25 protein-coding genes are annotated in these 23,771 nt (G+C 66.5%); 14 read left to right on the top strand and 11 right to left on the bottom strand.

Annotated features, from left to right (window positions below; genetic code table 11):
- Positions 1-45 precede the first annotated feature (45 nt).
- Both EF294_RS15365 and EF294_RS15360 read right to left on the bottom strand, forming a co-directional pair.
- Positions 46-1,368: a class I SAM-dependent methyltransferase gene (locus tag EF294_RS15365; protein WP_123931615.1), complete on the bottom strand. Its 1,323-nt coding sequence runs from the start codon at positions 1,366-1,368 to the stop codon at positions 46-48.
- Positions 1,365-2,771 carry an FAD-binding oxidoreductase gene (locus EF294_RS15360; protein ID WP_123931741.1) on the bottom strand — a complete coding sequence of 469 codons (1,407 nt, stop codon included), beginning with the start codon at positions 2,769-2,771 and terminating at the stop codon, positions 1,365-1,367. The genes EF294_RS15365 and EF294_RS15360 overlap by 4 nt, the downstream gene beginning before the upstream one ends.
- 84 nt (positions 2,772-2,855) lie before the next feature.
- Here EF294_RS15360 and EF294_RS15355 point away from each other — a divergent pair, with 84 nt between their 5' ends.
- The 7 genes from EF294_RS15355 to EF294_RS15325 all read left to right on the top strand — a co-directional run bounded on the left by EF294_RS15355 (position 2,856) and on the right by EF294_RS15325 (position 7,133).
- Positions 2,856-3,332 carry an SRPBCC family protein gene (locus tag EF294_RS15355; protein WP_123931613.1) on the top strand — a complete coding sequence of 159 codons (477 nt, stop codon included), beginning with the start codon at positions 2,856-2,858 and terminating at the stop codon, positions 3,330-3,332.
- A 9-nt stretch (positions 3,333-3,341) separates the two neighbouring features.
- Positions 3,342-4,295: a pseudouridine synthase gene (locus tag EF294_RS15350; protein WP_123931611.1), complete on the top strand. Its 954-nt coding sequence runs from the start codon at positions 3,342-3,344 to the stop codon at positions 4,293-4,295.
- A gap of 30 nt (positions 4,296-4,325) precedes the next feature.
- Positions 4,326-4,661 carry a hypothetical protein gene (locus EF294_RS15345; RefSeq protein WP_123931609.1) on the top strand — a complete coding sequence of 112 codons (336 nt, stop codon included), beginning with the start codon at positions 4,326-4,328 and terminating at the stop codon, positions 4,659-4,661.
- 152 nt (positions 4,662-4,813) lie between these two features.
- The gene (locus EF294_RS15340) at positions 4,814-5,182 is read left to right on the top strand and encodes a YbaB/EbfC family nucleoid-associated protein (RefSeq protein WP_006371650.1); all 369 of its coding nucleotides are present in this window, start codon (positions 4,814-4,816) and stop codon (positions 5,180-5,182) included.
- Positions 5,183-5,196: 14 nt separating this feature from the next.
- The gene (recR, locus tag EF294_RS15335) at positions 5,197-5,808 is read left to right on the top strand and encodes a recombination mediator RecR (protein WP_123931607.1); all 612 of its coding nucleotides are present in this window, start codon (positions 5,197-5,199) and stop codon (positions 5,806-5,808) included.
- 2 nt (positions 5,809-5,810) lie between these two features.
- Positions 5,811-6,368 carry a uridine kinase family protein gene (locus EF294_RS15330; RefSeq protein WP_123931738.1) on the top strand — a complete coding sequence of 186 codons (558 nt, stop codon included), beginning with the start codon at positions 5,811-5,813 and terminating at the stop codon, positions 6,366-6,368.
- Positions 6,369-6,389: 21 nt separating this feature from the next.
- The gene (locus EF294_RS15325; protein WP_123931605.1) at positions 6,390-7,133 is read left to right on the top strand and encodes a uracil-DNA glycosylase; all 744 of its coding nucleotides are present in this window, start codon (positions 6,390-6,392) and stop codon (positions 7,131-7,133) included.
- A gap of 24 nt (positions 7,134-7,157) precedes the next feature.
- On the opposite strand, the gene EF294_RS15320 is transcribed toward EF294_RS15325, so the two are convergent.
- From EF294_RS15320 to EF294_RS15310, 3 genes are all read right to left on the bottom strand, one after another.
- A complete protein-coding gene (locus tag EF294_RS15320; protein WP_246007894.1) occupies positions 7,158-7,607 on the bottom strand; it encodes a GNAT family N-acetyltransferase in 450 nt (149 codons plus the stop codon).
- Between the two features lie 223 nt (positions 7,608-7,830).
- Positions 7,831-8,550 (bottom strand): type 1 glutamine amidotransferase, encoded by a 720-nt coding sequence (locus EF294_RS15315; protein WP_123931601.1) that lies wholly within the window; start codon positions 8,548-8,550, stop codon positions 7,831-7,833.
- On the bottom strand, positions 8,547-9,839 hold the full coding sequence (locus tag EF294_RS15310) for a MurT ligase domain-containing protein (RefSeq protein ID WP_123931599.1): 1,293 nt from the start codon (positions 9,837-9,839) through the stop codon (positions 8,547-8,549). Before EF294_RS15310 ends, EF294_RS15315 begins: the two co-directional genes overlap by 4 nt.
- 66 nt (positions 9,840-9,905) lie before the next feature.
- Here EF294_RS15310 and EF294_RS15305 point away from each other — a divergent pair, with 66 nt between their 5' ends.
- Positions 9,906-10,961, top strand: a complete 1,056-nt coding sequence (locus EF294_RS15305) for an alpha/beta hydrolase (protein ID WP_123931597.1) — start codon at positions 9,906-9,908, stop codon at positions 10,959-10,961.
- Here the strand turns inward: EF294_RS15305 and EF294_RS15300 are convergent.
- The 3 genes from EF294_RS15300 to EF294_RS15290 all read right to left on the bottom strand — a co-directional run bounded on the left by EF294_RS15300 (position 10,900) and on the right by EF294_RS15290 (position 13,404).
- Positions 10,900-11,877 (bottom strand): EamA family transporter, encoded by a 978-nt coding sequence (locus EF294_RS15300; RefSeq protein ID WP_123931595.1) that lies wholly within the window; start codon positions 11,875-11,877, stop codon positions 10,900-10,902. The genes EF294_RS15305 and EF294_RS15300 overlap by 62 nt on opposite strands.
- 88 nt (positions 11,878-11,965) lie before the next feature.
- Positions 11,966-12,988, bottom strand: coding sequence for an LLM class flavin-dependent oxidoreductase (locus tag EF294_RS15295; protein WP_123931593.1), 1,023 nt, complete (start codon positions 12,986-12,988; stop codon positions 11,966-11,968).
- An 8-nt stretch (positions 12,989-12,996) separates the two neighbouring features.
- Complete coding sequence (locus tag EF294_RS15290) at positions 12,997-13,404, bottom strand: SRPBCC family protein (protein ID WP_185091106.1); 408 nt, start codon at positions 13,402-13,404, stop codon at positions 12,997-12,999.
- 76 nt (positions 13,405-13,480) lie between these two features.
- On the opposite strand from EF294_RS15290, the gene EF294_RS15285 reads away from it, so the two are divergent.
- The gene (locus EF294_RS15285; RefSeq protein ID WP_123931591.1) at positions 13,481-14,365 is read left to right on the top strand and encodes a LysR family transcriptional regulator; all 885 of its coding nucleotides are present in this window, start codon (positions 13,481-13,483) and stop codon (positions 14,363-14,365) included.
- Positions 14,366-14,379: 14 nt separating this feature from the next.
- Here the strand turns inward: EF294_RS15285 and EF294_RS15280 are convergent, their stop codons facing one another.
- Complete coding sequence (locus EF294_RS15280) at positions 14,380-15,111, bottom strand: glycoside hydrolase family 25 protein (RefSeq protein ID WP_123931734.1); 732 nt, start codon at positions 15,109-15,111, stop codon at positions 14,380-14,382.
- Positions 15,112-15,534: 423 nt separating this feature from the next.
- Here EF294_RS15280 and EF294_RS15275 point away from each other — a divergent pair, with 423 nt between their 5' ends.
- From EF294_RS15275 to EF294_RS15265, 3 genes are all read left to right on the top strand, one after another.
- A complete protein-coding gene (locus EF294_RS15275) occupies positions 15,535-16,641 on the top strand; it encodes an enoyl-CoA hydratase/isomerase family protein (RefSeq protein WP_123931589.1) in 1,107 nt (368 codons plus the stop codon).
- Between the two features lie 67 nt (positions 16,642-16,708).
- Positions 16,709-17,491 carry an enoyl-CoA hydratase gene (locus tag EF294_RS15270; protein WP_123931587.1) on the top strand — a complete coding sequence of 261 codons (783 nt, stop codon included), beginning with the start codon at positions 16,709-16,711 and terminating at the stop codon, positions 17,489-17,491.
- 76 nt (positions 17,492-17,567) lie between these two features.
- Positions 17,568-19,169 (top strand): MFS transporter, encoded by a 1,602-nt coding sequence (locus EF294_RS15265; protein WP_123931585.1) that lies wholly within the window; start codon positions 17,568-17,570, stop codon positions 19,167-19,169.
- Positions 19,170-19,176: 7 nt separating this feature from the next.
- Here the strand turns inward: EF294_RS15265 and EF294_RS15260 are convergent, their stop codons facing one another.
- Positions 19,177-21,252: a neutral/alkaline ceramidase gene (locus EF294_RS15260; protein ID WP_123931583.1), complete on the bottom strand. Its 2,076-nt coding sequence runs from the start codon at positions 21,250-21,252 to the stop codon at positions 19,177-19,179.
- On the bottom strand, positions 21,249-21,878 hold the full coding sequence (locus tag EF294_RS15255) for a TetR/AcrR family transcriptional regulator (protein ID WP_246007893.1): 630 nt from the start codon (positions 21,876-21,878) through the stop codon (positions 21,249-21,251). The genes EF294_RS15260 and EF294_RS15255 overlap by 4 nt, the downstream gene beginning before the upstream one ends.
- Here EF294_RS15255 and EF294_RS22210 point away from each other — a divergent pair.
- On the top strand, positions 21,769-22,284 hold the full coding sequence (locus EF294_RS22210; protein ID WP_123931579.1) for an LUD domain-containing protein: 516 nt from the start codon (positions 21,769-21,771) through the stop codon (positions 22,282-22,284). The two genes, EF294_RS15255 and EF294_RS22210, sit on opposite strands and share 110 nt — an antisense overlap.
- 46 nt (positions 22,285-22,330) lie before the next feature.
- A complete protein-coding gene (locus EF294_RS15245) occupies positions 22,331-23,737 on the top strand; it encodes a purine-cytosine permease family protein (protein WP_123931577.1) in 1,407 nt (468 codons plus the stop codon).
- Positions 23,738-23,771 lie beyond the last annotated feature (34 nt).

The following is a 23,771-nucleotide window of genomic DNA, read 5'->3' as shown; positions in this document are numbered from 1 at the left end:
GGTAGTGACCGTCCGCTGGCCCCGTCGGCTGCAGGTGTACTCGCCCTACGCGTCCCACCACGGCCGCAGCGGCAGCTTGTGACGACCCTTGTCGTCGAGCTTGACACCGAGTACGTGGTGTAGCTGAACAATGTTGCGCTCGAAGCCGATGCGGCAGCCGGCCATGTAGAGGCCCCACAGCCGCGCGGTGCCCTCACCGACCTCCTCGACGGCCTCGTCCCAGTGATCGACGAGATTGCGATTCCAGTCACGCAGCGTCATCGCATAGTGGTAACGGAAGTCTTCCTCGTGCAGCACCTCGACGCCGCCGATATCCTGAAGTTTGGAGATGATCTTGCCCGACCCGGTTAGCTCGCCGTCGGGAAAGACGTAGCGGTCGATGAACGACCCGGCCCGCGAACTCTTGGCGTTGTCGGGACGGGTAATGCAGTGGTTCAACAACATTCCGCCGTCTCGCAGCTTGTCTCGCATGAACGAGAAATACGACGGGTAGTTGTGGACGCCGATGTGCTCGGTCAAACCGATCGAGGACACCGCGTCGAATCCCGACTCAGTGACGTCGCGGTAGTCACTGTGGCGGACCTCGGCAAACTCGGACAGCCCCTCGTCGATGATGGCCTGCTGCGCCCACTGTGCCTGCTCGGCGGAAAGCGTCACGCCGAGTACGTGTACTCCGCGGCGGGCGGCGTAGCGGACCATTCCGCCCCAGCCGCAACCGATGTCGAGGAGCCGATCACCGGCCTTGAGTCGCAGTTTGTCGAAGATCAGCCGGTATTTGTTCTCCTGGGCGACTTCCAGCGATGCGTCGAGGTCGGGGTACACCGCGCAGGTGTAGGTCATCGACGATCCGAGTACCCACTCGTAGAAGGTGTTCGAGACATCGTAGTGGTGGTGGATGACCTCGGCGTCACGAGCTTTGCTGTGCCGCAACCCCTCGGCGAATCGACGCCAGCGAGGCAGCGCCTCCTGCGGGGGCGGTGCGATCGGCTTGAAGTGTTCGATACCGAGCGACCGCGCCACCTGCGCCAGCACCAGCGGGGAGGGGCGTTTGAACTCGAGGTCGGCAGCCAGGGCATGCAGCGCGCCGTAGGGGTCGCCGGGGTGGGCGCCGATCAACTCCAGGTCGCCGGAGACGTACGCGCGGGCCAACCCGAGGTCACCGGGGGCGGTCACCAGGTAGGTGGTGCCGCGCGGCGTCACGAGGTTCAGGCCGAACTCGGCATCCTCAGGGCCGGCAGCACTGCCGTCGTAGGCGGTGACGCGGATGTTGAGATTGCCGCCCACAAGGGACTCGAACACCTGGGCAAGGGTCATCTTGGCTTGCTGCGCATCGGTTTTCGACCCGGCGCTGTCCTTGTACGTCGTCATTGTCGTTTCACCGCTTTCGCATAGAGGTCGAGTAGCCGGCCGCGTGGGTCGTACCGCTTCTTGAGCAGTCGGTAGTGCTCGCCTCCGTAGAGCTCATCGAAGTCCTCGGGGCTGTAGAAGGATTCCGAATACAGAGACTTGTGGCCATCGAGCTCGGCCACCTTGCGTTCGATCAGTGTGTTGGTGTGCCCGGGATCGCCGGGGGTCACCGGAACCGCCGACCAGAAGCCGACGTTGACATAGGTGCGCTCGGGCTGCAGGGGGTACAGAGGCCACGGCCGTCGCGGATCTGCCTCGGGTGTGCTACCGCCTTCCTTCTCCCGAAGCCGTAACGGGCACAACCAGATCGGCTCGATCGGCACGGTGGTCAAGAACCAGTCGAGGTAGTCGGTGGTGTGCTCGATCGGCACCTCGATATCCTGTACGACACGCTCGTTGGCGGGTAGCCCCTTGCGCTTGTTGAGACGATCGGCGATGTCGAAGCGCTGGTCGTAGCCAATCAGTTTCCAGTAGAAACTGCTGCGCAGCAACCTTTTCGGCCACAGCCGCCGGATACGGGGCTCCTGTGCACCGAACGCCCGGGAACACCAGAACCAGTCGGTGTCCCACCGCCACAGATAGTCGTGGATGGTCAGCCGATCGCGCCGAGGGTTGTGCGTCGAATCGTGCTGAATGGACCGATAATAGATGTTCATCCCGGTGTAGTCGCTGACCGGGCCGGGTTCATCTGTCTGCCGACCCAACGTCAGGTAGGCCTCGTCGGCGCTGAACACCGTGCCGTCGAGATAGTCGACACGCTCGCCGTCGTAGGACTGGTCGGTGACGATGGCATCCATCGTTTCTTGCAACGCCGACAGGTCGGTGAACCGCACATGCCGCAGCGCGACGTACGGCGCGACCTCTTCGAGCTCGATCCGCAAACGCACCGAATAACCCAGCGTCCCATATGAGTTGGGGAATCCATAGAAGAGATCCGCAGCATCGTTGGTGGGGGTCGCGGTGATGATCTCGCCGTGACCGGTAAGGATGTCGATTTCGAGGACCGACTCATGGGGCAGACCGTTGCGGAACGAGGTGCTCTCGATGCCCAGTCCGGTCACCGCGCCGCCGAGGGTGATCGTTTTGAGTTGCGGAACGACCTTGGGCGCCAACCCGTACGGCAGCGTCGCGGCGACGAGATTCTCGTACGTGCACATCCCCGCGACATCGGCGGTCTTGGCGGCCGCATCGACCGAGATCACCCGGTCGAGTCCGGAGACGTCGAGGCCGGGGTGCGGGTTCTTGGCCCGGGCGCGGAAGAGATTGGAGGTTTTCTTCGCCAGACGGACCGTGGCCTGTGGCGGGATGGCGCGGTAGCTGGCCAGCAGGGTTGCCACACCCTCGTCGAATGCCGCTGCCCCCATCTCCATCTGTGCCGAGCTCACTTGGCTAGCCTAGGACTTGAGTTGCACGCCCGCCAATCAGTACATCGTGAAGGAGTTGGGTCAGTGGGTCAGATTTCCGCCAGTCAAACGACAGAGGTGGCCGCGTCCCCGGATGCCGTGATCGGCGCACTCGCCGACTACGTCGACACCCGGCCGGCGATCCTGCCCGAGCAGTACCGCGACTACCAGGTGATCAGCGGCGGTAACGGCGACGGCACCGTCGTGCACTGGATTTTGCAGGCGACCTCCAAACGTCAGCGTGACGTCTCGGCCACCGTCTCGGTGTCACCCGGCGCGGGGAGCTCAGCGAGCGGGCCGAACGCCGCCGCCACGATCACCGAGAAGGACGCGAACTCGTCGATGGTGACCACCTACCAGGTGTCGCCGTCCGGCTCGGGCAGCAAGGTCACCACCACGACCACGTGGAACAGCAACGCCAGCGGCATCGGTGGCTTCTTCGAGAAGACCTTCGCGCCCAAGGGGCTCGCCCGCATCCAGGCCGCCCTGCTCGCGAATCTCAAGACGCGACTGGAAAAGTAGCCCGACGCGGTGGGCCGCCGGACCGGAAGACAACGCGGTCGCGCGCGGCCGTCACCCCTGCCGCCGCGCGACGGCGTCGACGCCACCCGCGTGGTGTTGCGGTCGGGGCCGACGTCGACGGTCGGTGACTGTTTGCGGGCCACGCCGTCGTTGCAGGAGCTGACCGCCGCCGACCTCGCCGACCGCGCGCAACGAGGCGAGATCGTCGACGCAGACGGTCGGCCGCTGACGCTCGATCAGCCCGCGCGTGTCAACACGTCGGTCTACCTCTACCGCGACCTGCCCGACGAGATCTCGATTCCCTTCGATCTGCCGATCCTGTATCGCGACGAGAACATCGTCGTGGTCGACAAACCACACTTCCTCGCGACGATGCCGCGCGGGCAGCACGTCACCCAGACCGCGTTGGTGCGGTTGCGCCGTGTACTGGGCACCGATCTCGTTGCCCCGGCACATCGGCTCGACCGCCTCACCGCAGGGGTGCTGCTGTTCACGCTGCGACCCGAGGTGCGTTCGGCCTATCAGGATCTGTTCGCGCAGCGCGCGGCCGAGAAGGAGTATCGGGCGCTGGCCCCCGCAGCGGGGGTCGCCGAGACCCGGGTGGTCGGCAACCGGATCGAGAAAACTGCCGGTGATCTGCGGGCACGCGTCGTCGACGGCCCGGTGAACGCGATCAGTGAGATCACCGAGATCGAGCAAACCGCAAGCGGGTCGGTGTATCGGCTGGTCCCGCATACCGGCCGCACCCATCAACTGCGCCTGCACATGGCGCTGCTCGACGTGCCGATCGTCGGCGATCCGCTCTACCCCGTGCTCCGGCCCGACCTGGCCGGGCGTCCCGAGCACGGTGACTTCTCCGCGCCCCTACGACTCGTCGCCCACAGTCTGTCGTTCGTCGACCCGTTGACCGGGCAGCGTCGTCGATTCGAAACCCGGCGCACCCTCACCGACGGTCTGCACTGACCATCGCAGGAACTGGTTAGGCTATCCCCCGTGACCATCCTCGCCTCCTATGAACGCCACCCTGACCTGGGTTGCGAGGCGGTGGTGTTCATCGACGACGAGTCGATGGCGTGCTTTCAGATCCAACGCGAACTCGTCGGCGGAGACCGTGCCGGCGACCGGTACTGCATCTCCACCGGTGCCAGCGCCCCGATCTACGACGCGATCCGGCAATGGCGTCGTGTCGAGCACAATCGCCTCGAGTTCGCCCTCACCCCGCGCGCGAGCCGGCTTTTCGGCGACGAGGAGCTGTCCTTCGAGATCACCCCGGTCGGCGACGACACCGTTGACGATCTCGTGGCCCACGTCGAGCGCCTGTTGCGCTGAGTTCGGTGCGCGAGGCGAATGCAGAATCCACGTCAGCAGGTGGGCGACCCGAATTCTTCGGGGTGTCGGCTCGCTGCGGCGCAATCTGTAGTGATGGTGCCGTCCGGCCCGGCATGCGCGCCCCGGCGGCGACGCCGACTACCCTGGGGCGCGTGAATCAACCTTTCGATCCCAGCGCACTCTTCGGCGGCGGTGCCGGTGGCGACAACCCGATGGCCGGGTTGCTACAGCAGGCCCAGCAGATGCAGGCCAAGCTGCTCGAAGCACAGAACGAGATCGCGGCGACCGAGGTCACCGGCACCGCGGGCAACGGTTTGGTGACAGTGACCGGCAACGGGACCGGTGAGATCACCGCGGTCACCATCGACCCCAAGGTCGTCGACCCCGACGACGTCGAGACCTTGCAGGACCTGCTGCTCGGCGCACTCGCCGACCTCTCGAACAAGCGAGAGGAACTCGCCGGCGAGAAGATGGGACCGCTTGCCGGAGGCCTCGGCGGCGGGCTGCCCGGCCTGGGCTGAGGTAGGACACACCGATGTATGAGGGCCCCATCCAGGATCTGATCGACGAGCTCGCCAAGCAACCGGGGCTCGGCCCCAAGGGTGCCCAGCGCATCGCATTTGCGATGCTGGCCGGCGAGAAGAAGGAGATCGACCGGCTGGTGGCGGCTCTCATCCAGGTCCGCGACAACGTCACCTTCTGCGCCGAGTGCGGTAACGTCTCGGCGAACAACCTCTGTCGGATTTGCTCGGATTCCCGACGTGACGCGACCAAGATCTGCGTCGTCGAGGAGCCCAAGGACGTTCACGCGATCGAGCGGACCAAGGAGTTCCACGGCCGCTATCACGTCCTCGGTGGCGCACTCGACCCGCTGTCGGGGATCGGCCCCGACCAGTTGCGTATCCGCGAGTTGCTGCGGCGGCTGGCCGCCACCGACGACGGCACCGAGGTCACCGAGATCATCGTGGCCACCGACCCCAACACCGAGGGCGAGGCCACCGCGACGTACCTGCTGCGGATGCTCAAGGATTTCCCGGGGCTGTCGGTGACGCGTCTGGCTTCGGGGCTACCGATGGGCGGCGACCTGGAGTTCGCCGATGAACTCACCCTCAGCCGTGCGCTGTCGGGCCGCCGCATTTTGGCATGACGATGACGGCGCCCACCCTGTCGGCCGACCTCGACGCCCGACTCGACGACCTCGCCGCCGAGATGATCTCCGGGATCGTCGCCATCGACGGCCCGTCCGGCGCGGGCAAGTCGACCGTCGCCGATGCCCTCGTCGCCCGCTTGCGGGCCCGCGGCACCGGGGTGGTGCTGGTCCGCACCGACGACTTTGCCACGTGGGACAACCCTGTCGCGTGGTGGCCGGAGCTGGAAACCGATGTGCTGCATGCCTTTGTGCGACGACATGATTACCGCTATCGGCCACGGGAGTGGGTCGACGGTGTGCCGCAGCTCGGTAGTCGGGTGTGGGTGCGGTGGGAGCCGCTACTGGTGATCGAGGGAGTGTCGTCGGCGCGGCGTCGCATCGCCGACAGGCTCAGCTACGCGCTGTGGCTCGACGGTGGTGACGCCGACGCGCGGCTCGAACGCGCCGTCGCCCGCGACGGTGAGTCTTCGCGCCCCCTGCTGCAACGATGGCAGCAGTTCGAGCGCGGCTGGTTTGCCGTCGATCGCACCCGCGAACGCTGCAAGGTCCTCGACTGAACTCGGATCGGTGAGTACCGCATGGCCCGACGACGGTCCCGATACCGCGATCTCGCCGACCTCGACGCGGCGCTGATCGACTGCGGTGCCTGCCCTCGTCTGGTGGCGTGGCGCGAGCAGGTGGCACGGGACAAACGTGCCGCCTTCGCCGACCGGGACTATTGGGGTCGGCCCGTCCCCGGGTTCGGGCCGGATGACTCCCGAATGCTCATCCTCGGGCTCGCGCCGGCCGCGCATGGCGCCAATCGTACCGGCCGCATGTTTACCGGCGACCACAGTGGTGACGTGCTGTTTCGCGCGCTTTACGATGTCGGACTCGCCTCGCAACCGACCGTTGTCTCCGCCGACGACGGGACGGAGTTGTTCGGGGTGCGTTTGACCGCCCCGGTGCATTGCGCACCGCCGCAGAACAAGCCGACCACCGCCGAGCGCGACAGATGCGCCCGCTGGTTACGTGCCGAGCTGGACCTCCTGGCCCCCACAGTGCGCTCGGTAATGGTGCTCGGCGGCTTCGGATGGCAGGTGGGGCTGCGGACATTTCAGGAACTCGGCTGGCAGATCGACCGTCCCCGAACGAAATTCGGACACGGCGCGCGTACTGTCATCCGACGTGACGACGGCGCCGAGCTGACGGTCTTCGCCAGCTATCACGTCAGCCAGCACAACACCTTCACCGGGCGGCTCACCCCTCCGATGTTGCGGGCGGTGATCGTCGAGGCCGCCCGGCACGCCGGATTGCCGGCCCACGACCGCACTCTCGCGTGAGCCGGCCGCCGGGTGAGCTGTCGATCACTGGGCGTCGAGATCGATCTCGTAGTGCACGAATCCGGTGTCGGTGGCGACGGCGTCGTACAGTCTTCGCGCAGTGGAATTCTGCTGTTGGGTCAGCCAGTAGACCGTCGTGAGTCCGGCGTCGCGTGCCGCGTCGCAGACGTGGCCGATCAGGGCGCGCCCGACGCCGGACCCGCGACTATCGGCGGCGACGAACAGATCCTCGAGGTAGCAGTAGCCGGTGCGGCTCCAGGTCGACCGATGGGCGAGCCAGTGGACCAGACCGACGGCGCGACGCTGGTCGTCACGTGCGATCGCACCGTGGATACCGTCATCGGAGATGATGCGCCGGAACGTGATTGCGGTGATCTCGGGATCGAGGTCGGTCTCGTAGAAGCGCAGATAGCCGTCCCAGAGCCTCAGCCAGTCATCGTGATCATCTGCGCTGCAGGGCGAGATCGTGGTCATGGCGACACAGTACGTCGGGCTGCGGATTCCCGACAGCCGACGTCGTCGTGTTGCGCAGGCCAGGCCATGCCCCAGCGTAGTGGTCAGGTGCGCCGGTGCGGTCATCGGCGGTCGGTGCGCGAGCATCTGCGCGCGGGACTTCACCCTGTGCGGGGCGACGGGCTGCTCGCGCTTCCGCCGATCCCGAATCTGGCATCGGAGTGCGCCTGGTACGGCCGACGGCTCAGCGTCGGGCGGCGGCGAGTCGCTCGGAGCGCAGCCGGTCAACCTCTGGAAGATCCAGCGGCGCAAGCGAATCGGCCCCGATTGCCCGGGCAAGGAGAAGATCGGCTAGCTCCGGGTTGCGCGCCAGTGCCGGGCCGTGCAGGTAGGTGCCGATCACAGAGCCCGCGACCACACCCTCGGTGCCGTCGCCCACGCCATTGCCCACGCCGTGGCGCACCCGCCCGAGCGGAGCGGCATCGGCCCCGAGAGTGCTTCCGCCCCGGTGGTTTTCGAACCCCGACAACGGCTGGGTGAGTCCGGGCAACACCGGGTCGGTGACGAGCTCGCCGATGCTGCGGGTTTGCTGCGGTGCGGTGGTGAGGTCGAACAGCGAGATGCCGTCCACGCGCTCCCCCGCCGACGTCTCATACCAGTGGCCGAGAACCTGGATGGCCGCGCAGATCGCCAGTACCGGACGACCCGCGGTCGCCGCGCGCTGCAGCCCCGGATAGCGGCTGAGGTGCCGGGTGGCCAGCCGCTGCGCGTAGTCCTCGGCGCCACCGAGGGTGTAGATGTCGAGTGAGTCGGGGACCTCGTCGTCGAGGGTGATCGGGATGATCTCGGCGTCGATGTCCCGCATTCGGGCCCGCTGGCGCAAAACCAGTGCGTTCCCGCCGTCACCGTAGGTGCCCATCACGTCGGGGAGTACCAGCCCGATGCGCAGTGTCGAGTCGCTCACTTGCGTTCCTCCCGTGTGCGTTCCATCGCGTTGCCGAGATCGCGGAAGGCGGTGTAATTCGCCAGGACCTCCACGCGTCCCGGCGGACATGCGGCGATGGCCTTCATCGGGTCGGGGATGGTGGTGTGTTCGGCGCCCGCGTAGAGCAGACGCACCGACAGGTCGGCGGCGCGTTCCCCGGCAGCGACCACCGCCATCGTCTCGAATGCCTCAAACCGCACGTCCCACAGCCAGGAGAGATCCTCACCGTCGGGGACCTGGCCGTTGACGGCGATGACCAGTCCGTCGGCGTCGTGGTCGATCATCGACAGTGCTTCTTGCCAGCCCGCCGGATTCTTGGCGAGCAAAGTGCGCACCGAGTGGTTGCCGACCTGATGGATGCCGTAGCGCCCGGCGACCTCGCCGACCGTCTGCACCGCCGCCACGGCCTTGGCCGGGTCGGCGCCCATCGCGACGGCCGCGGCCACGGCCTGCGCAGCGTTGCCGCGGTTGGCGCGGCCGGGCACGGCGAGAGTCATTGGCGCGCTGAAGCCGTCGGGCCCGTAGATGTTGTCGTCGTCGACCCACCAGTCCGGGGCGGGGCGCCGGAAATTCTCGTCACCTGTCGAGTACCAGGCGATACTGCCGGGTGGTGTCGACGGTCCGCTGCCGGAGTCGGCGGTGGCACGCGCGATGGGTTCGCCGGTGCGTGGGCAGCTCACCGAGTCGCCAACCCAGCTCGACCCGGCCGCCACCCACACCACCTTCGGCGCATCGAAGGCGGCGGAGGTGACCAGAACGTCATCGCAGTTGGCGACGATGATCGTGTCGGGATGTCGGGCGACGCCGGCACGCAGGGCGCGTTCGATCATGTTGATCTCGCCGACCCGATCGAGCTGATCGCGCGAGAGATTCAGCATCACCACCACCTCGGGATCGGTGGCGTCGGCGACGTGCGGGACGTGTAATTCGTCGACCTCGAGTGCGCAGATCGGTGCAGAACGCTGGAGGCTGAGCGTGGCGATGATCCCGGCGTCCATGTTGGCGCCGTCGGCCTGGGTGGCCACCTCGCCGAGTTCGGCAAGCGCCGCCGCGGTCATCCGCGTTGTCGTCGACTTGCCGTTGGTACCGGTGATCAACGCCGTTCGCTTGCCGGCCGCGAGCCGGCCCATGATCTGGGGGTCGATCTTCTCCGCAACCAGTCCGCCGATCATCGAGCCCTTCCCGCGCCCGGCAGTGCGGGAGGCCCAGCGGGCGGACGCGGCGGCGGCCAGGGCCAGCGAGGTGCGCAGTGGAACTCGGTCGGACATGGGGACGAGTCTGGCACAGGGGCGCCGACGGTGCCGCCGGACCTCGGCGGGGGTACCCTCGCTGCCGTGAGTAGGGCCACAACGCTGACGATTCCGCTTCCGTTCCGCGCCGTCCGTTCGATGATGCGCCTCGGCGGACACCTTCCGCCGGGTCTACTGGGTGTCGCCTCCCGGATCTGTCCGGTGAATTCCGACGGCGAGCACATCGCCCCGGAGATGCTGGTCGCCGGTGTCGCCACGCGACTCGTGCCCGGCGGCGACATGAGCGGAAAGACCGTCGAGCGCGCCCGACGCAACCTCGAGGTGAATTCGGCCATCTCCGCCGAGCGCACCCCGCCACTGGCGGTCGTTGAGGATCTGGTGATCGACGGGCCGGGTGGCGACCTGCCCGCTACTCGATACCGCGCCGAGGTCTCCTCGAGGGGGCTGGTGCTCTTCTTCCACGGTGGCGGTTTTTCCTTGGGCAGTCGGGCCAGCCACGACGCCTATTGTCGGCGACTGGCGCTCGACACCGGTGCCGATGTGCTGTCCGTCGACTATCGGCTCGCCCCCGAACATCCGTTCCCGGCGGCTGTCGACGACGCCCTGGCCGCGTGGCGTTTCGCGGTGAGTACGGCGCCGCGCTGGGGTGTCGACACCACTCGCCTCATCGTCGCCGGTGACAGCGCAGGAGGCAACCTCGCCGCGGTGCTCTCCCGCCTCGTGCGCGGCGAGGAGGTGACGCCATGTCTGCAGCTGCTGCTCTACCCGGTCACCGATATGACCCGAACCGCGGGGTCCCGACAGGAGTTCGCCACCGGCTACTTTCTCACCACCGAGCGCATCGAGTGGTTCACCGAGCGTTATGTCCCCGCCGGCGTGGAGCGCAGCGATCCGCGCATCTCGCCGCTGCTCGCCGACGACCTCACCGGTCTGCCGCCCGCCCACGTGGTGGTTGCCGGCTTCGATCCGTTGCGCGACGAGGGCATCGCCTACGCCGATGCCCTCTCCGGTGCCGGCGTTCGTACCTCGTTACAACGCGAGTCGGGCATGATCCACGGCTTCGTCAACATGCTCGGCTTCAGTCCTGCTGCCCGACAAGCGGTATCGGGGATGCACGACGTGGTGCGTGGGGTGCTCTGACAGAGGACTCGCCAGTGCTGACCCGCATCCTCGACCGCGGCGCGGCCAGTACCCCGGCGGCGCATCCGGCGATGACCAGTGCGGCACCGGCGATCTCTATCCCGCTCGGCACCTCACCGAGCAGTACCCAGGAAGCGCTGATCCCGACCACGGGTACCAGCAGCGAGAGCGGCGCGACCCGGCTGGCCTCGTAGCGCTTCATCAGCATCGTCCAGAGCCCGGACCCGGCGATCGTGCCCAGCAGCACCACGTAGGCGAGGCCGGCCAGCGCGATCAGCCCGGACGACGACCCCAACGTCGTCAACGACGTCAGATCGGCGCGGGGGCCCTCGGTGGCAAAGCTTAACGCCAGGAACGGGATCGGCGGTACCACCGACATCCACAGCGTCATCCGCACGGCGTCGTCGGGTTGGGCCAGGCGGCTGCCGATGTTGCCGAAGGCCCACGACAGGCCGGCCAGCACGGTCAGCACCATCGGGATGACGATGCCCACACCGATCGACGAATGCCCGGCGCGGTCGACGCCGATGACGACTATTCCGGCGACGGCGACGGTGATGCCGAAGATCTGCGCGGGCGCCAACCGCTCACGCAGGAAGATCACGCCCAGCAGTACGGTGAATGGCGCCGAGGTCTGTAGGACCAACGAGGCCAGCCCCGTGGGCATCCCGTGGTTCATGGCGAGGAACAGGAACGCGAACTGCCCGAACCCGAAGCCCACTGCGTACAGCAGGAACCATCGCCTATGCACGCGAGGGAACTTCACGAACAGCACCACCGGAACGGCCATCACCGCAAACCGCAGAGCAGCGAAGAAGAATGGCGGGAAGTGGTCGAGACCAACGCGGATGGCGATGAAGTTGAGGCCCCAGAGGACGACGACGGTGAGGCCGAGCAGGCGATCACGGGTGGTCATGAGTTCATCGTCGACCCGACGTGGATGAAGAACAATCGAATTTATATGGACTTATAGTTCGCTATTGCTTCATTGTTGGTGCGGAGGGCTACCGCCACCCGAGTGCCGGTGCCACGTCCTTCAGGATCGTTTCGATGACGTGTGCGTTGTACTCGACGCCGAGTTGATTCGGCACCGTCAGCAGCAGGGTGTCGGCGGCAGCGATGGCCTCGTCCTCCCGAAGCTGTTCGATGAGCTTGTCGGGTTCTTCGGCGTAGGACTTGCCGAACCGTGCGACCCCGCCGTCGAGGTGACCGACCTGGTCGGAACTGTGCCGGTCCCGACCGAAATAGGCCCGGTCCATGTCGTTGACCAACGGGAAGATACTGCGGCTCACCGATACTCGTGGCTCGCGTTCGCGGCCGGCGAGCTTCCAGGCGTCGCGGAACCGCTGGATCTGTTCGGCCTGGAGTTGATGGAACGGCACACCGGTGTCCTCGGCGAGCAGCGTCGACGACATCAGGTTCATGCCCTTCTTCGCGGTCCACTCGGCGCTCGCGCGCGTGCCCGCACCCCACCAGATGCGATCCCGCAGGCCCGGAGACTGGGGTTCGATGCCCAGCGGTCCCGGCGGGTTGGGAAACATCGGCGATGGATTCGGCTCGGCGAAGCGCGCGCCATCGATGACCTGCAATAACACGTCTGTGTGCGAGCGCGCCATGTCGGCGTCGGTCTCGCCGTCGGCGGGAACGTAGCCGAAGTACTTGTAACCCTCGATCACTTGCTCGGGCGACCCGCGGCTGATGCCGAGCTGGAGTCGTCCGCCGGAGATCAGATCGGCCGCGCCGGCGTCCTCGGCCATGTACATCGGGTTCTCGTAGCGCATGTCGATGACGCCGGTGCCGATCTCGATGGTCTCGGTCTTTGCGCCGATCGCGGCGAGGAGCGGAAACGGCGAACCGAGTTGCCGCGCGAAGTGGTGCACGCGGAAGTAGGCGCCGTCCGCGCCGAGTTCTTCGGCCGCGACCGCGAGGTCGATGGATTGCAGCAGGGTGTCGGCGGCCGAGCGCGTCTGTGAACCGCCCGACGGAGACCAGTGCCCGAAGGAGAGGAAGCCAATCTTCTTGCTCATGACACCAGTTAACCGGACTTGGGTCCGCTTTGTTCCACCAGGTCGGAGAGGCGGGCAAGATCCGCTGCGACCGTCGCGGCGTCACGGTCGAACTCTTCGTCGGTGAGGTCGAGTTGCCGCAGGGTGAAGACCACTTCCGAGCCGTCGGGGTGGGCGAGCACCCGAACCGGATTGGTGACCGTCGACCCCGACGGAAGGGTCACGTCGTGGTCGATGACGCCGAAATCGTTGGGCGGGACAAAGCGCACCGAGACGGTGCCCATCGGGGATTCGACGAGGAGCTCGCTGCCACGGCGCGTGACCGGTGCCTGCGCCAGCCCCGACGCCCAGAGCGCCAGGTTGCCCGGGTCGGACGCGAATTGGTAGACGTGATCCGGCGGGGCGGCGATGACCTGACTCACGTGGCGACTACGCATTCATCCATCATGGGTGCCGGGGCCCGACATACACCGAGCCGCCTGGCGTGGGATCTCACCGGCATAGGATCGCGCCATGGAGGTTCGTCGACTGCGGTTGCTGCGCGAGTTCGCCGACCGTGGCTCGATCGGCGCGGTCGCCGACGCATTGCACATGACGCCGTCGGCGGTCTCACAACAACTCAAGGTGCTCGCCGAAGAGGCCGGTGTGGCGCTGCTAGAACCGGATGGCCGACGCATCCGCCTGACCGGTGCGGGCCATGCGCTGGTGCTGCGCGCCGACGACGTCATCGCCGCGGTGGAGCGGGCGCGGGAAGAGATGGCGTCCTACCGATCCGGTCACGCCTCGGCCCGTCTGGCGATGTTTCCGTCGGGGGCGACGTTGCTGCTGCCCGATGTGCTGACACGGGCTGCCGAAGCGGGAATCGACGTGCACGCCTTCCACCTCGACGTCGGATATCCGGAGGCCGCACCGGGATTGGCCGATTTCGACATCGTCGTCACCCACCGCGACGAGCGTATGCCTGCGCTGACCGATCCGCGGGTCGCGGTCACCGAACTGATGCGCGAACCGCTGGACGTCATCGTCGCGCGTACCTCGGACCTAGCGGATCATCGGCGGGTCGCGGTCGCCGAACTCGCCGACCGTGACTGGATCAGCGTAGAGGGCGGATTCCCGGTCGACGATGTCTTGCAATCGATCTCGGCACTGACCGGCGTGGCACCCAGGGTGACCCAGCGGATGCTGGACTTCACGACGATCGAGGCGCTCGTCGCCGCCGATCACGGGATCGCCCTCATGCCGCGGCATGCGGCCCGACACCCCGACGTGGTCGCGTTGGAGCTCAAGGGAGTTCGCGCGGCGCGCGTATACGAGGCATTCACCCGGCCGCATCCGCGCGCCGCGATCACCTCGGTCGTCGACGACCTGCGTTCGGTGGCCGGCGCCGTAGCCCGCTGAACTGCTCGCCCCGTTCAGCTGCCTCGAGTGCCGGTGGTACTCGTTCCGGTCACCCTGCCCATCGTCTGCAATTGCGATGTGGTGCCGTTGAATCGGTTGAGATCGACCGGCGTGGGAATGCCGGGGAGCTGTCCGGAATCTGTGTACTGCCAGAACGTCCAGGTGCTCCAACCGCCGTGCGGCAGCTCCGGTGCGGCTTGGCCGTTGTACGACGCGATCCACAGCGGGTGGTCGGCGAATTCGGTGGTTCCGCCCATCGCGGTGTCCCAGAACCTCGGATAGGTGTAGAGGATCGTCTTGCGGCCGGTCAGCGCCTCCAGGGTGGCGAAGAACTCGCGCACCCATCCGGCGAGGTCCGTCGGATTGAGCCCGCCGGAGTTCTCCAAATCGAGAACCGGTGGGAGATCCAGCATTCCGTTCTGTCCGAGGACGACCCCGGCGTAGAAAAGTGCTTGCGCGGCAGCTGATTGCGTGGGGTCGGCGTAGTGATAGGTGCCGCGGATGAGGCCGGCGGCACGCATGGCAAGGCTGTCGGGGACGAAGTACGGATTGACGTAGGTGAGGGATTCGGTCGCCTTCACCATGGCGATCTGCTGGCCGGCAGCGCGCACCGCGAACCAGTTGATCAGCGACACGTTCGGATGCTGGTAACTCGACACGTCCGGTCCGACCGAGGGGGCCGCGGCGGCCGGCGTCACGGTCAGCGAGCCGGCGACACCCACCACCGTCGCGACGGTGGCGGACATGACAAGACGACGGCGCATCATGTGTCCCAGGATAGGTATGCCCGTGCCGGGTTGCACCTCATCCGTCACTTCTGTAACACAGTCGTGGCCGCACTCCCTCGTAACGGTGAAGTCCGTCAGGGGTTTTGACCGAGTCGGGTGGATTCGGCGATCTGAAGACATTGACGATCGGGGGTGGGGCATCCCGGGTGGGTTGGAGCGCTTGCCCATCGATGGTCGTGGGTGATGGAGAAGGGCGGAATCAAGTGATCGGCCGATTCATGGAGCACGGCCTCGGGCCCACGTGGAGCACATCAATGCCCGTTGCCCATGCTGGTCCGACGTGTGTGCGCGGACCTTGTGTGCGGGGAGAAACTAGGATATGCAACTATTACAGAAAGGCGAGTAGCGCCTGGCATATGACAGCGTGAGGGAAGGGAACCGATGGCCGACGACGCGTCCATCCGCACGGAACGCCGGGGGCGGGTGGCCCATCTGGTGCTCAATCGCCCGAAGTCGATCAACGCACTCGACCACGAGATGGCGCTGACCATGAACAACGCGCTACATGCGTGGGCGACCGACGACGCGATCGAGACCGTGGTGATCTCCGGGGCTGGTGAGCGAGGCCTCTGCGCCGGGGGCGACATTGTTGCCATCCATCGCGACGGCGTCGAACTCAGCGGCGTTGACGCCGAAGGCGTTGGCCACGACGACCACGACGCTGCGGCGAGCCCGTCCGGACGCTTCTGGCACGACGAATACCTCCTCAACGAGTACGTCGCGAACTACCCCAAGGCCTACGTCGCGATCATGGACGGGATTGTCATGGGTGGCGGCGTCGGGATCTCCGCCCACGGCAACACCCGCGTCGTCACCGACCGCACCACACTGGCTATGCCCGAGGTCGGCATCGGATTCGTGCCCGACGTCGGCGGCACCCATCTGCTCGCGCAGGTCCCCGACCAGTTCGGCACCTATCTTGCGCTGACGGCCGCGCCGGTCGACGGCGCCGAGGCGATTGCCCTCGGTCTCGCCGACCACTACGTGCCCGCCGAGACACTCGACGACCTCGTCGTAGCGCTCGCCGGCCGGCCGGCCGCCGAAGTGCTCGCCCAGTTCTCGATCGAACCACCCGCCGCGGGGCTGCTCGAGCAGCGGTCGTGGATCGCCGAGGCCTTCGCCGCCGACGACGTCGACGAGATCATCGCGCGGTGCCGCGCCATCGGCTCGGACTTCGCGACGAAGACCGCTGAGCGGATCGCCGCGAAAAGCCCACTGGCCCTGCGGGTGGCGTTGCGTTCGCTGCGTGCGGCGCAGCACGACGCGACACTGGCCGACTCGTTGCGCCGCGAATACCGGGTGTCGTTGCGGTCGTTACTGTTTCCTGACCTCGCCGAGGGGATCCGGGCTCAGGTCATCGACAAGGACCGCAACCCCGCCTGGCGGCCCGCCGAGACGATCGACGACGCCGCGATCGAGGCGTTCTTCGCGCCGCTGCCCGATGATGTCGAACTGACCTTCGGAGGCGAATCCGCGACCGGCGCATGATTGTTCGCACCATCTGCCTCGCCGCCGAAGCAACTGACGAAATGAAGCCATCGACGAAGGAGTCATCATGAGCACCACCGAACCGCAGACGATCCTGACCGAGCGCCGCGACCGCGTCGGCCTCATCACCCTCAACCGTCCCAAGGCACTCAACGCGCTCAACACGGAACTGATGACCGAGGTGGTCGCCGCGGTCAAGGAGTTCGACGCCGACGCGGGTATCGGGGCGATCGTGCTGACCGGCTCGCAGAAGGCGTTCGCCGCCGGCGCCGACATCAAGGAGATGTCGTCGAAGACCTATGCCGAGGTGGTCGGCGAGTCCTTCTTCGGTGCGTGGGATGAGCTGTCGCGCAGCCGAACCCCCATCATCGCCGCCGTGACCGGGTACGCGCTGGGTGGCGGGTGCGAGCTGGCGATGCTGTGCGACACGATCATCGCCGGAGAGAACGCCGTCTTCGGGCAGCCCGAGATCAACCTCGGTGTCATCCCCGGCATCGGCGGATCGCAGCGCCTGACCCGCGCGGTGGGCAAGGCCAAGGCGATGGACATGGTCCTGACGGGTCGGCAGATGAAGGTCGACGAGGCCGAACGGATGGGTCTGGTGTCGCGGGTGGTACCCACCGACAAAGCGCTCGATACCGCACTCGAGGTGGCGACGACCATCGCAACGAAGTCGGCCATCGCGACAGCGTTGGCCAAGGACGCGGTGAATCGTGCCTTCGAATCGAGCCTGACCGAAGGTGTACGTGCCGAACGCGCGTTGTTCTATTCGACATTCGCCACCGATGACCAGACCGAGGGGATGGCGGCGTTCGTCGAGAAGCGGGAGCCGCGGTTCACCCACCGGTGACCCATCGCGTCACCGACCGGGGTGACGACTGCGGCAATTCGTGGTGAAACGGGCACCTCCGTCGTAGGCTCGACGCGTGACGACGACCGATGCCATCGACGCCGATGAGGGGACGAGTCCGCCACGGGCGGCCCTGGTACTAGGGGCGCTGATCCTGGTGGCCGGTGTGGCCAACATCAATCTGACCGTGGCCAACGTTGCACTACCCGAGATCGGCAAGGCCCTCGACGCCGGTTCGACGCAACTGAATCTGATCGCCGTCGGCTACTCGCTGGGACTGGCGGCATCGGTGCTGTACTTCGGTGTACTGGGTGACCGTTTCGGCCGACGGCGGCTGCTCATTGCCGGCATGTTGCTGACGTTGCCGGCGTCGCTGATCGCGGGGTTCGCGGTGGGGCCGAACGTCTTGTTCGCCGCCCGGGTCCTCGGCGGGATCGCGGCCGGTCTGGCCTATCCGACGACCCTGGCGATTATCACGGCCCTGTGGACAGGTGCCCGCCGCACCGGAGCGATCGCGGCATGGTCGGCGATCGGTGCGGCGATCTCGGCGATGGGCCCCGTCATGTCGGGGGCGTTGCTGAAGCAATTCGCTTGGCAATCGGTCTTTCTGGTGACGTTGCCGCTCGCCGTGCTCGCGCTGGCCGGCGCGTGGTTCCTGGTGCCCGCCGACCGGGGTGACACCGCCGTCGCCGTCGACAACCTCGGCGGCGTCCTGTCGATCGTGCTGGTGGGTGCCACCGTGCTGGCGATCAACTTCGCCCCGCTGAGCACCATGCGGACAACGGTGTGGGTGCTCGCCGCGATCGCGGTGGTCTCGATCGTCGTGTTCGTGTGGCGCCAGCTTAGGATCCGGGTGCCGCTCTACGACTTCCGAATCGCCGCTCGGCCGACGTTCTGGGTGGCGGCGGTCGGCGGCATCATCATCTTCGGCACCCTGATGGGCGCGATGTTCGTCGGACAGCAGTACCTACAGAATGTGCTCGGCTACTCCACTCTCGCCTCGGGTGCGATGGCCTTACCCGCCGCCGCGGCAATGGTGGTGGTCGCGCCGCAGTCGGCGAAACTCTTGGAGTCCATCGGATCTCGCTACACCCTGCTCATCGGGTATCTGTTCATCATCCTCGGGCTGGTGCTGGCGCTGATCATGTGGCACGATACCGCGCCCGTCTGGTCGGTGATCGGTACCTACGTCCTGATCGGGGTGGGCGTCGGATTCGCCGGTACCCCGGCGTCGCATTCGTTGACCGGATCGGTACCGGTCTCACGCGCGGGAATGGCATCGAGCACCTCGGATCTACAACGCGACCTCGGCGGTGCGATCATGCAGTCGGTGCTCGGGGCGATCCTCACCGCCGGGTACGCCAAGACCTTGACGGCGACGATCTCCGCCTCACCCGCCGCCGACCACGTCAGCAGCGAGACGCAGGCGGTGCTCACCAAATCCTTTGCCAGCGCCGCAGATCTGGCACAACGCTATCCACAGTATTCGCATGAGATCATCTCCGCCGCGCGTGATGCCTTCGTGCACGGTGATGCCCGCGCAAACGCGGTGGCCACCATCATCGTCGGATGCGGGGCGCTGTTGGTGGCCGTGTGCTATCCGAAGGCAGCCAAGGAACGAGAAGCGATGCGCCGCTACGCCTCCGAGCGTGAGGTATCGACTTCCGACGACGACTGAGAGGTACTCAGGTCACCTCGAATGCCGGGCTGACGCCGACGATCGGGCGCAGACGACCGGTCGAGGACTTGCGGTCACCGAAATACCGGATGCGATGACGACCGGCTGTGCCCTGCGGGATTTGCCATGTGATGGTCACGACCGATGCCGCATCCTGACCGCCGGGGCGTTTCCAGTTGAGTTCGCTTGCCGCCCCGGAGTCGTCCTCCGCGGTGATCCAGCGGCCCCCGTCGAAGCGCTCGATCACGTAGTAGCCGTCGGTGGGCCGGGACCCGTCGGCGGGCACACGCCGCACACGATTGCTCGGATGAGCTCCGGAGAATGACACCGAGACCGATTGCCCGGCAGCGTAGGTTGTTCTGGGCGAGGCGATAACCGCGCCGAAGGTGGTGCCGCGGACCGGGGTGTCGGCGGGGACCGGTGCGAGGAGATTCGGTTGCAGTCCGCTGGTGTCGGATGGTGTCGGTCCGAGGTCGCTGCGTCTGCCCGCGGCCATCGTGCGGGCCAACCGGTCGAACTCCTGCATGTACGCGCACAACGTATAGCGTCCGAATAGTGTCTCGCCGCCCTCGTACTGTTGCGACAGGAACTCTTCCGGCGTCGTCACGTACTGGCTGTAGCCGTTGGCGTAGCCCTGCATCAGGACGTTCTCCAGTGGTACGTGCAGTGCGTCGGCGACGATACGGCGGATGCGCAACCCGGCGACGATGGTGAATTCGGCAGGCCCGCAAGCCAGGACGAGGTCACCGATCCGGATCAGCTGGATCGGTAGCACCTGCTGTATCCAGGGTCGCGGGGGAAGGTAGCCGAGTGGGAACAGGTCGAACTTCGGTGCCTGGATCGCTACCGCCCAGTCCGGCGGCGTCGCGGTGGTGTCGACGCCGAGGGCCTGCGCGAACGGTAGCGTCACACCTTCCTGGAGAAAACTCAACTGGCTCCGCGTGTTGTCCTCGGTGCTGGTGGCCGCGGCGGCCGCACCCATGATCGCCGGGGTGGTGCGAGTGGGTTTTCCGTCCGGGGTGTAGTGGCCGTCGATCCGGATATCGGAGAGATCGAGGAAGCGATAGGCGTAGCTGATGGCGCCGGTCAACGGCCGTGCGGCAGCGAAAGCACGTTGCGCGGCACGATATTGGCGGTCGCCGATCATCACCCGGTTGGTGCGGTGGTCGGCGGCGGGACCGCCGGGGTGCATCTTGCGCAACCACAGGTTCGGTGTCATGTCGCCGGCGTTGGTCTGTGGGAACGCCGCCACCACACCGGGATTGGAGCGCTCGGCCAGATAGGACGCGTAGCCCTTGTTGTCACTGGAGATAAGTGTGTTGGCGTCGGTGAGCGAGGTGCCGTGTGTGGCGAACCAGGTGATTTCGCCGATCACGGTGCCGCCCTGACGCAGTCGCAACGCGGTGACCTGCGGGTCGATGTGCTCGGGAAAGTGCTTTTGATCGGCTGCGGGATTGCGGACGAACGCTTGCAGCGAGCGGTTGGCGCTGGCGTCGTGTAGCTCGCTGTGGCCGAGCTCGAGCGTCCCCGGAGCGAGACTGTCGTGCGCGGCGACGATGGCCTCGACGATTCCGTCGACCTCGGCGCGATAGGAGTTTTCCCGATGCCCGAGCGAGGCAAGGACATATGCGTAGTCCCAGGCGGTACCGCCGCACGAGTTGTGATTGTGCGTGGCGTTGATGTTGACGTTCTCATTGGTGTAGACGTTGCCGAAGCGATGTGCCAGCGCCTTCATCACGCCGGTGCGGTGGGATTGGAAGATGCACGCGAGGTCGGCGTTGACGAAGACGATCCTGGTGCCGGTGGCGGCGTCGGCGATGATGTAGGCGCGTGCCCACACCCGTTGCAGGAGTCCGGTGGCGACCTGGGAAAGGTCGGAATAGCCCATCATGCCCTGTCCGGCAATGGCTCCGGTGATGTCACCGCGCCCGGCGCCGACGAGGTAGCCGCCCGATGGTGGTGCCGCCTGCGCCGGACCGGGGGTACCGGCGACGCCGGCCAGACCGAATGCTGTGGCGCCGACCGCCGCTCCGGCCAGTAGCCCTCGCCGACTGACCCCGGATGCTCTCGCGGTGTTCGTCATTGTTCTCGTCCCTCCGAGCCGATCCTGCCCATACCGTCGATGGGTACCGCCATTGCGGCAAAAGTGCTGGCCAACACGGCGATATGGCGCCGTGCGGCGTCGCTGTCATGGTCTGTCAGCCACGACAGCGTCAATCCGTCGAGCGACGAGGTGACCATGTGGGCGAGCTCGTCGGTGGGCATCCTCCACCGCAGTGACATGGTATCGGCGATGAAGCCCAGGGCGTCGGCAACCGCCGACCGATAGACCTCCCACTGGCGACGCCCGGCTTCCGGATCGTGTCGCATCGCGTGGGTGGCGACCTCTAGCAGTGCGAGCTCTCGCCTCGGATCGCTTTCCAGAAGGCGCACATAGGAGTCCATGGCCGCGGTCAGCACCTCGGCGAGTCCGGCGTCGGAGTCGATGAGCTCCACACTGAGGAGCGCGCCGAGCCGTTCGGCGCTGGTGATCTCCTCGATCACCGCACTGATCAGTGACTCGCGTGAGGAGAAGATGTAGAACAGTGCGCCCTGCGGCATGTCGGCCTCACCGACGATCGCCCGCGTGGTCGCCGCCGCGAGTCCGTCGCGCGCGATGACCCGGATTGCGGCGTCGATCAGCGCCGCACGACGCTCGTCGAACGTCATTCGGCGCATCGAGAACCCCCCGGATCAGTTGATCGTTCGGTCAACTATGCATCACGGGGTGGTGATCTGTCGCGCGGATTGCGGGAGTGCGTCAGATCGTGTGGTTCATGCAGGTCGTGTTGGACACGCGCCCGGCAGGGGCGGCGTGTTGTCGCTGTTGCCCGACGTCCACCTCTGCATCGTCGAGGCCGAGCAGACCGTCAGCGACGTCCCCGAGGCCGTCGCCCGGCCGATCGCCGATGGAGCGGCCATCGGTCCGCAAACCTGGATCAGCGCGCCCAGCGCCACCAGTGACATCGAAATCGTCGCTGTTGACGGTGCATACGGGCCGCGGACCTTGCACGGCGTGATCGGGGTTGAGAATCCGCGTGGGCGGATTGTCCCGCAATGGGCGGCGATCAACTGACAGATCGTCGGTTGCCGGGCGGAGGTCCACGCAGCACAGTATCGCCATGACAGCTACACCCGACATCTCCGCCGATTCGGCAGCCGTCGAGTACGGCGGCAAGGTGCTCGCCGTCGAGCCCGGCGGCAATGAACCGATCCCTCTCGAGGCCAGGCATGGCACACCTCGCGGTCTGTTCTGGACGTGGACGGCGCCGAACCTGGAGTTCGCGACGATCTTCGTCGGCGTCATTTCGGTCGCCTACTTCGGTCTGTCGTTCTGGCAGGCCGTTGGAGCCGTGGTGATCGGCAACCTACTCGGCGCGGTCGCACACTTCCTGCTCTCCGCGGAGGGGCCGCTGCACGGCGTACCGCAGATGGTGTTGGGCCGTTTGGCTTTTGGTCACAAAGGGAACATCCTGCCGGCGACGTTCATGGCGGTGATGTGCGGCGTTGGGTGGTTTGCCACCAACAGCGTCAGCGGGGCCTTTGCCCTGGCGGGCCTACTCGGTATCACCCCGCTCGCCGGGCTCATCGTGATCGTGGTGGCGCAGACGGCATTTGCGTTCTTCGGCCACAATCTGGTGCAGCGCTTCGAGCGCCTGGCGGCCCCGATCCTCGCGATCGTCTTCCTCATCGGCGCGGTCATCATCTTCAGCAAGTCCGACGTGTCGGCGGGATCTGCCGACGGTGGCTTCTCGATGGGGGGATTCCTGCTCGCCGTGGGCGCCTCGTTCGGTTACACCGCGGGCTGGACGCCCTACGCCGCGGACTACACCCGCTACCTGCCTCCGACAGTGTCGAAGATGCAGACCGGATTGTTCGCCTCGGCCGGTCTGTTCCTCTCGTGCACGCTGTTGATGGTTGTGGGCGCTGCGTCGATGACAATCGGCGCGCGGACGTCGGACAATCCCACGGACGCATTCACCGCGAACTTCCCCTCGGCCATCGCCGACCTCACTCTGCTGGCCATCGCGGTGGGAGCGATCGCCGCGAACGCCATCAATGTGTACTCGGGGGCAATGGCTTTCGTGACGATGGGATTCACGCTCCCGGTCGGCGCGCAGCGAGCACTGGTGTCGGTGTTCTTCGGTGTCGCCGGTTTCCTCGTCGCCTGGTGGGCGCTGGCCGACGCCGCGGCCTCCTATGAAGCCTTCCTGCTGCTGGTCGCGTACTGGATCGGTCCCTGGCTCGGTGTGGTCTTCGCCGACCGTGTCCTGCGACGCGAGCCGCCGTCACTCGAACTCCTCTATGACCGCAAGTACGCCAACTGGGGTGGTCTGGCCGCATTCGTCATCGCTCTCGTCGTGTCGGTCCTGTTGTTCTGCAACCAGGAACGCTTCGTCGGCTTCGTGGTCCGGGCGGTACCCGAACTCGGTGACATCGGTGCCTTCGTCGGCTTCGTCATCGCTTTCATCGCCTACCTCCTCCTGGCGCGGTCCCAGGTCGAGAAGTCGTTGCAGCAGTATGGCTGACACGAGGCGTAGGGTTCCATGCGTCTACCTGCGG

Origin of the sequence: Gordonia oryzae (assembly GCF_003797185.1) — a bacterium.
GTDB lineage: Bacteria > Actinomycetota > Actinomycetes > Mycobacteriales > Mycobacteriaceae > Gordonia > Gordonia oryzae.
Note: the sequence above shows the minus strand (reverse complement) of the source record. Positions and strands in the feature narration are given on the sequence as shown.

Bases quoted from the DNA above. Each gene is read 5' to 3' on its own strand.
- EF294_RS15310 (WP_123931599.1), bottom strand. From the start codon at position 9,839: ATGTCCGACCGAGTTCCACTGCGCACCTCGCTGGCCCTGGCCGCCGCC.
- EF294_RS15245 (WP_123931577.1), top strand. From the start codon at position 22,331: ATGACAGCTACACCCGACATCTCCGCCGATTCGGCAGCCGTCGAGTAC.
- EF294_RS15255 (WP_246007893.1), bottom strand. From the start codon at position 21,878: ATGACGTTCGACGAGCGTCGTGCGGCGCTGATCGACGCCGCAATCCGG.
- EF294_RS15260 (WP_123931583.1), bottom strand. From the start codon at position 21,252: ATGACGAACACCGCGAGAGCATCCGGGGTCAGTCGGCGAGGGCTACTG.
- EF294_RS15320 (WP_246007894.1), bottom strand. From the start codon at position 7,607: ATGACCACGATCTCGCCCTGCAGCGCAGATGATCACGATGACTGGCTG.
- EF294_RS15360 (WP_123931741.1), bottom strand. From the start codon at position 2,771: ATGGGGGCAGCGGCATTCGACGAGGGTGTGGCAACCCTGCTGGCCAGC.
- EF294_RS15295 (WP_123931593.1), bottom strand. From the start codon at position 12,988: ATGAGCAAGAAGATTGGCTTCCTCTCCTTCGGGCACTGGTCTCCGTCG.
- EF294_RS15330 (WP_123931738.1), top strand. From the start codon at position 5,811: ATGACGGCGCCCACCCTGTCGGCCGACCTCGACGCCCGACTCGACGAC.
- EF294_RS15270 (WP_123931587.1), top strand. From the start codon at position 16,709: ATGAGCACCACCGAACCGCAGACGATCCTGACCGAGCGCCGCGACCGC.
- EF294_RS15275 (WP_123931589.1), top strand. From the start codon at position 15,535: ATGGCCGACGACGCGTCCATCCGCACGGAACGCCGGGGGCGGGTGGCC.
- EF294_RS15365 (WP_123931615.1), bottom strand. From the start codon at position 1,368: ATGACGACGTACAAGGACAGCGCCGGGTCGAAAACCGATGCGCAGCAA.
- EF294_RS15300 (WP_123931595.1), bottom strand. From the start codon at position 11,877: ATGACCACCCGTGATCGCCTGCTCGGCCTCACCGTCGTCGTCCTCTGG.
- EF294_RS15290 (WP_185091106.1), bottom strand. From the start codon at position 13,404: ATGCGTAGTCGCCACGTGAGTCAGGTCATCGCCGCCCCGCCGGATCAC.
- EF294_RS15325 (WP_123931605.1), top strand. From the start codon at position 6,390: ATGGCCCGACGACGGTCCCGATACCGCGATCTCGCCGACCTCGACGCG.
- EF294_RS22210 (WP_123931579.1), top strand. From the start codon at position 21,769: ATGTCGGCCTCACCGACGATCGCCCGCGTGGTCGCCGCCGCGAGTCCG.
- EF294_RS15280 (WP_123931734.1), bottom strand. From the start codon at position 15,111: ATGTCCGCCACCGTCGCGACGGTGGTGGGTGTCGCCGGCTCGCTGACC.
- recR (WP_123931607.1), top strand. From the start codon at position 5,197: ATGTATGAGGGCCCCATCCAGGATCTGATCGACGAGCTCGCCAAGCAA.
- EF294_RS15285 (WP_123931591.1), top strand. From the start codon at position 13,481: ATGGAGGTTCGTCGACTGCGGTTGCTGCGCGAGTTCGCCGACCGTGGC.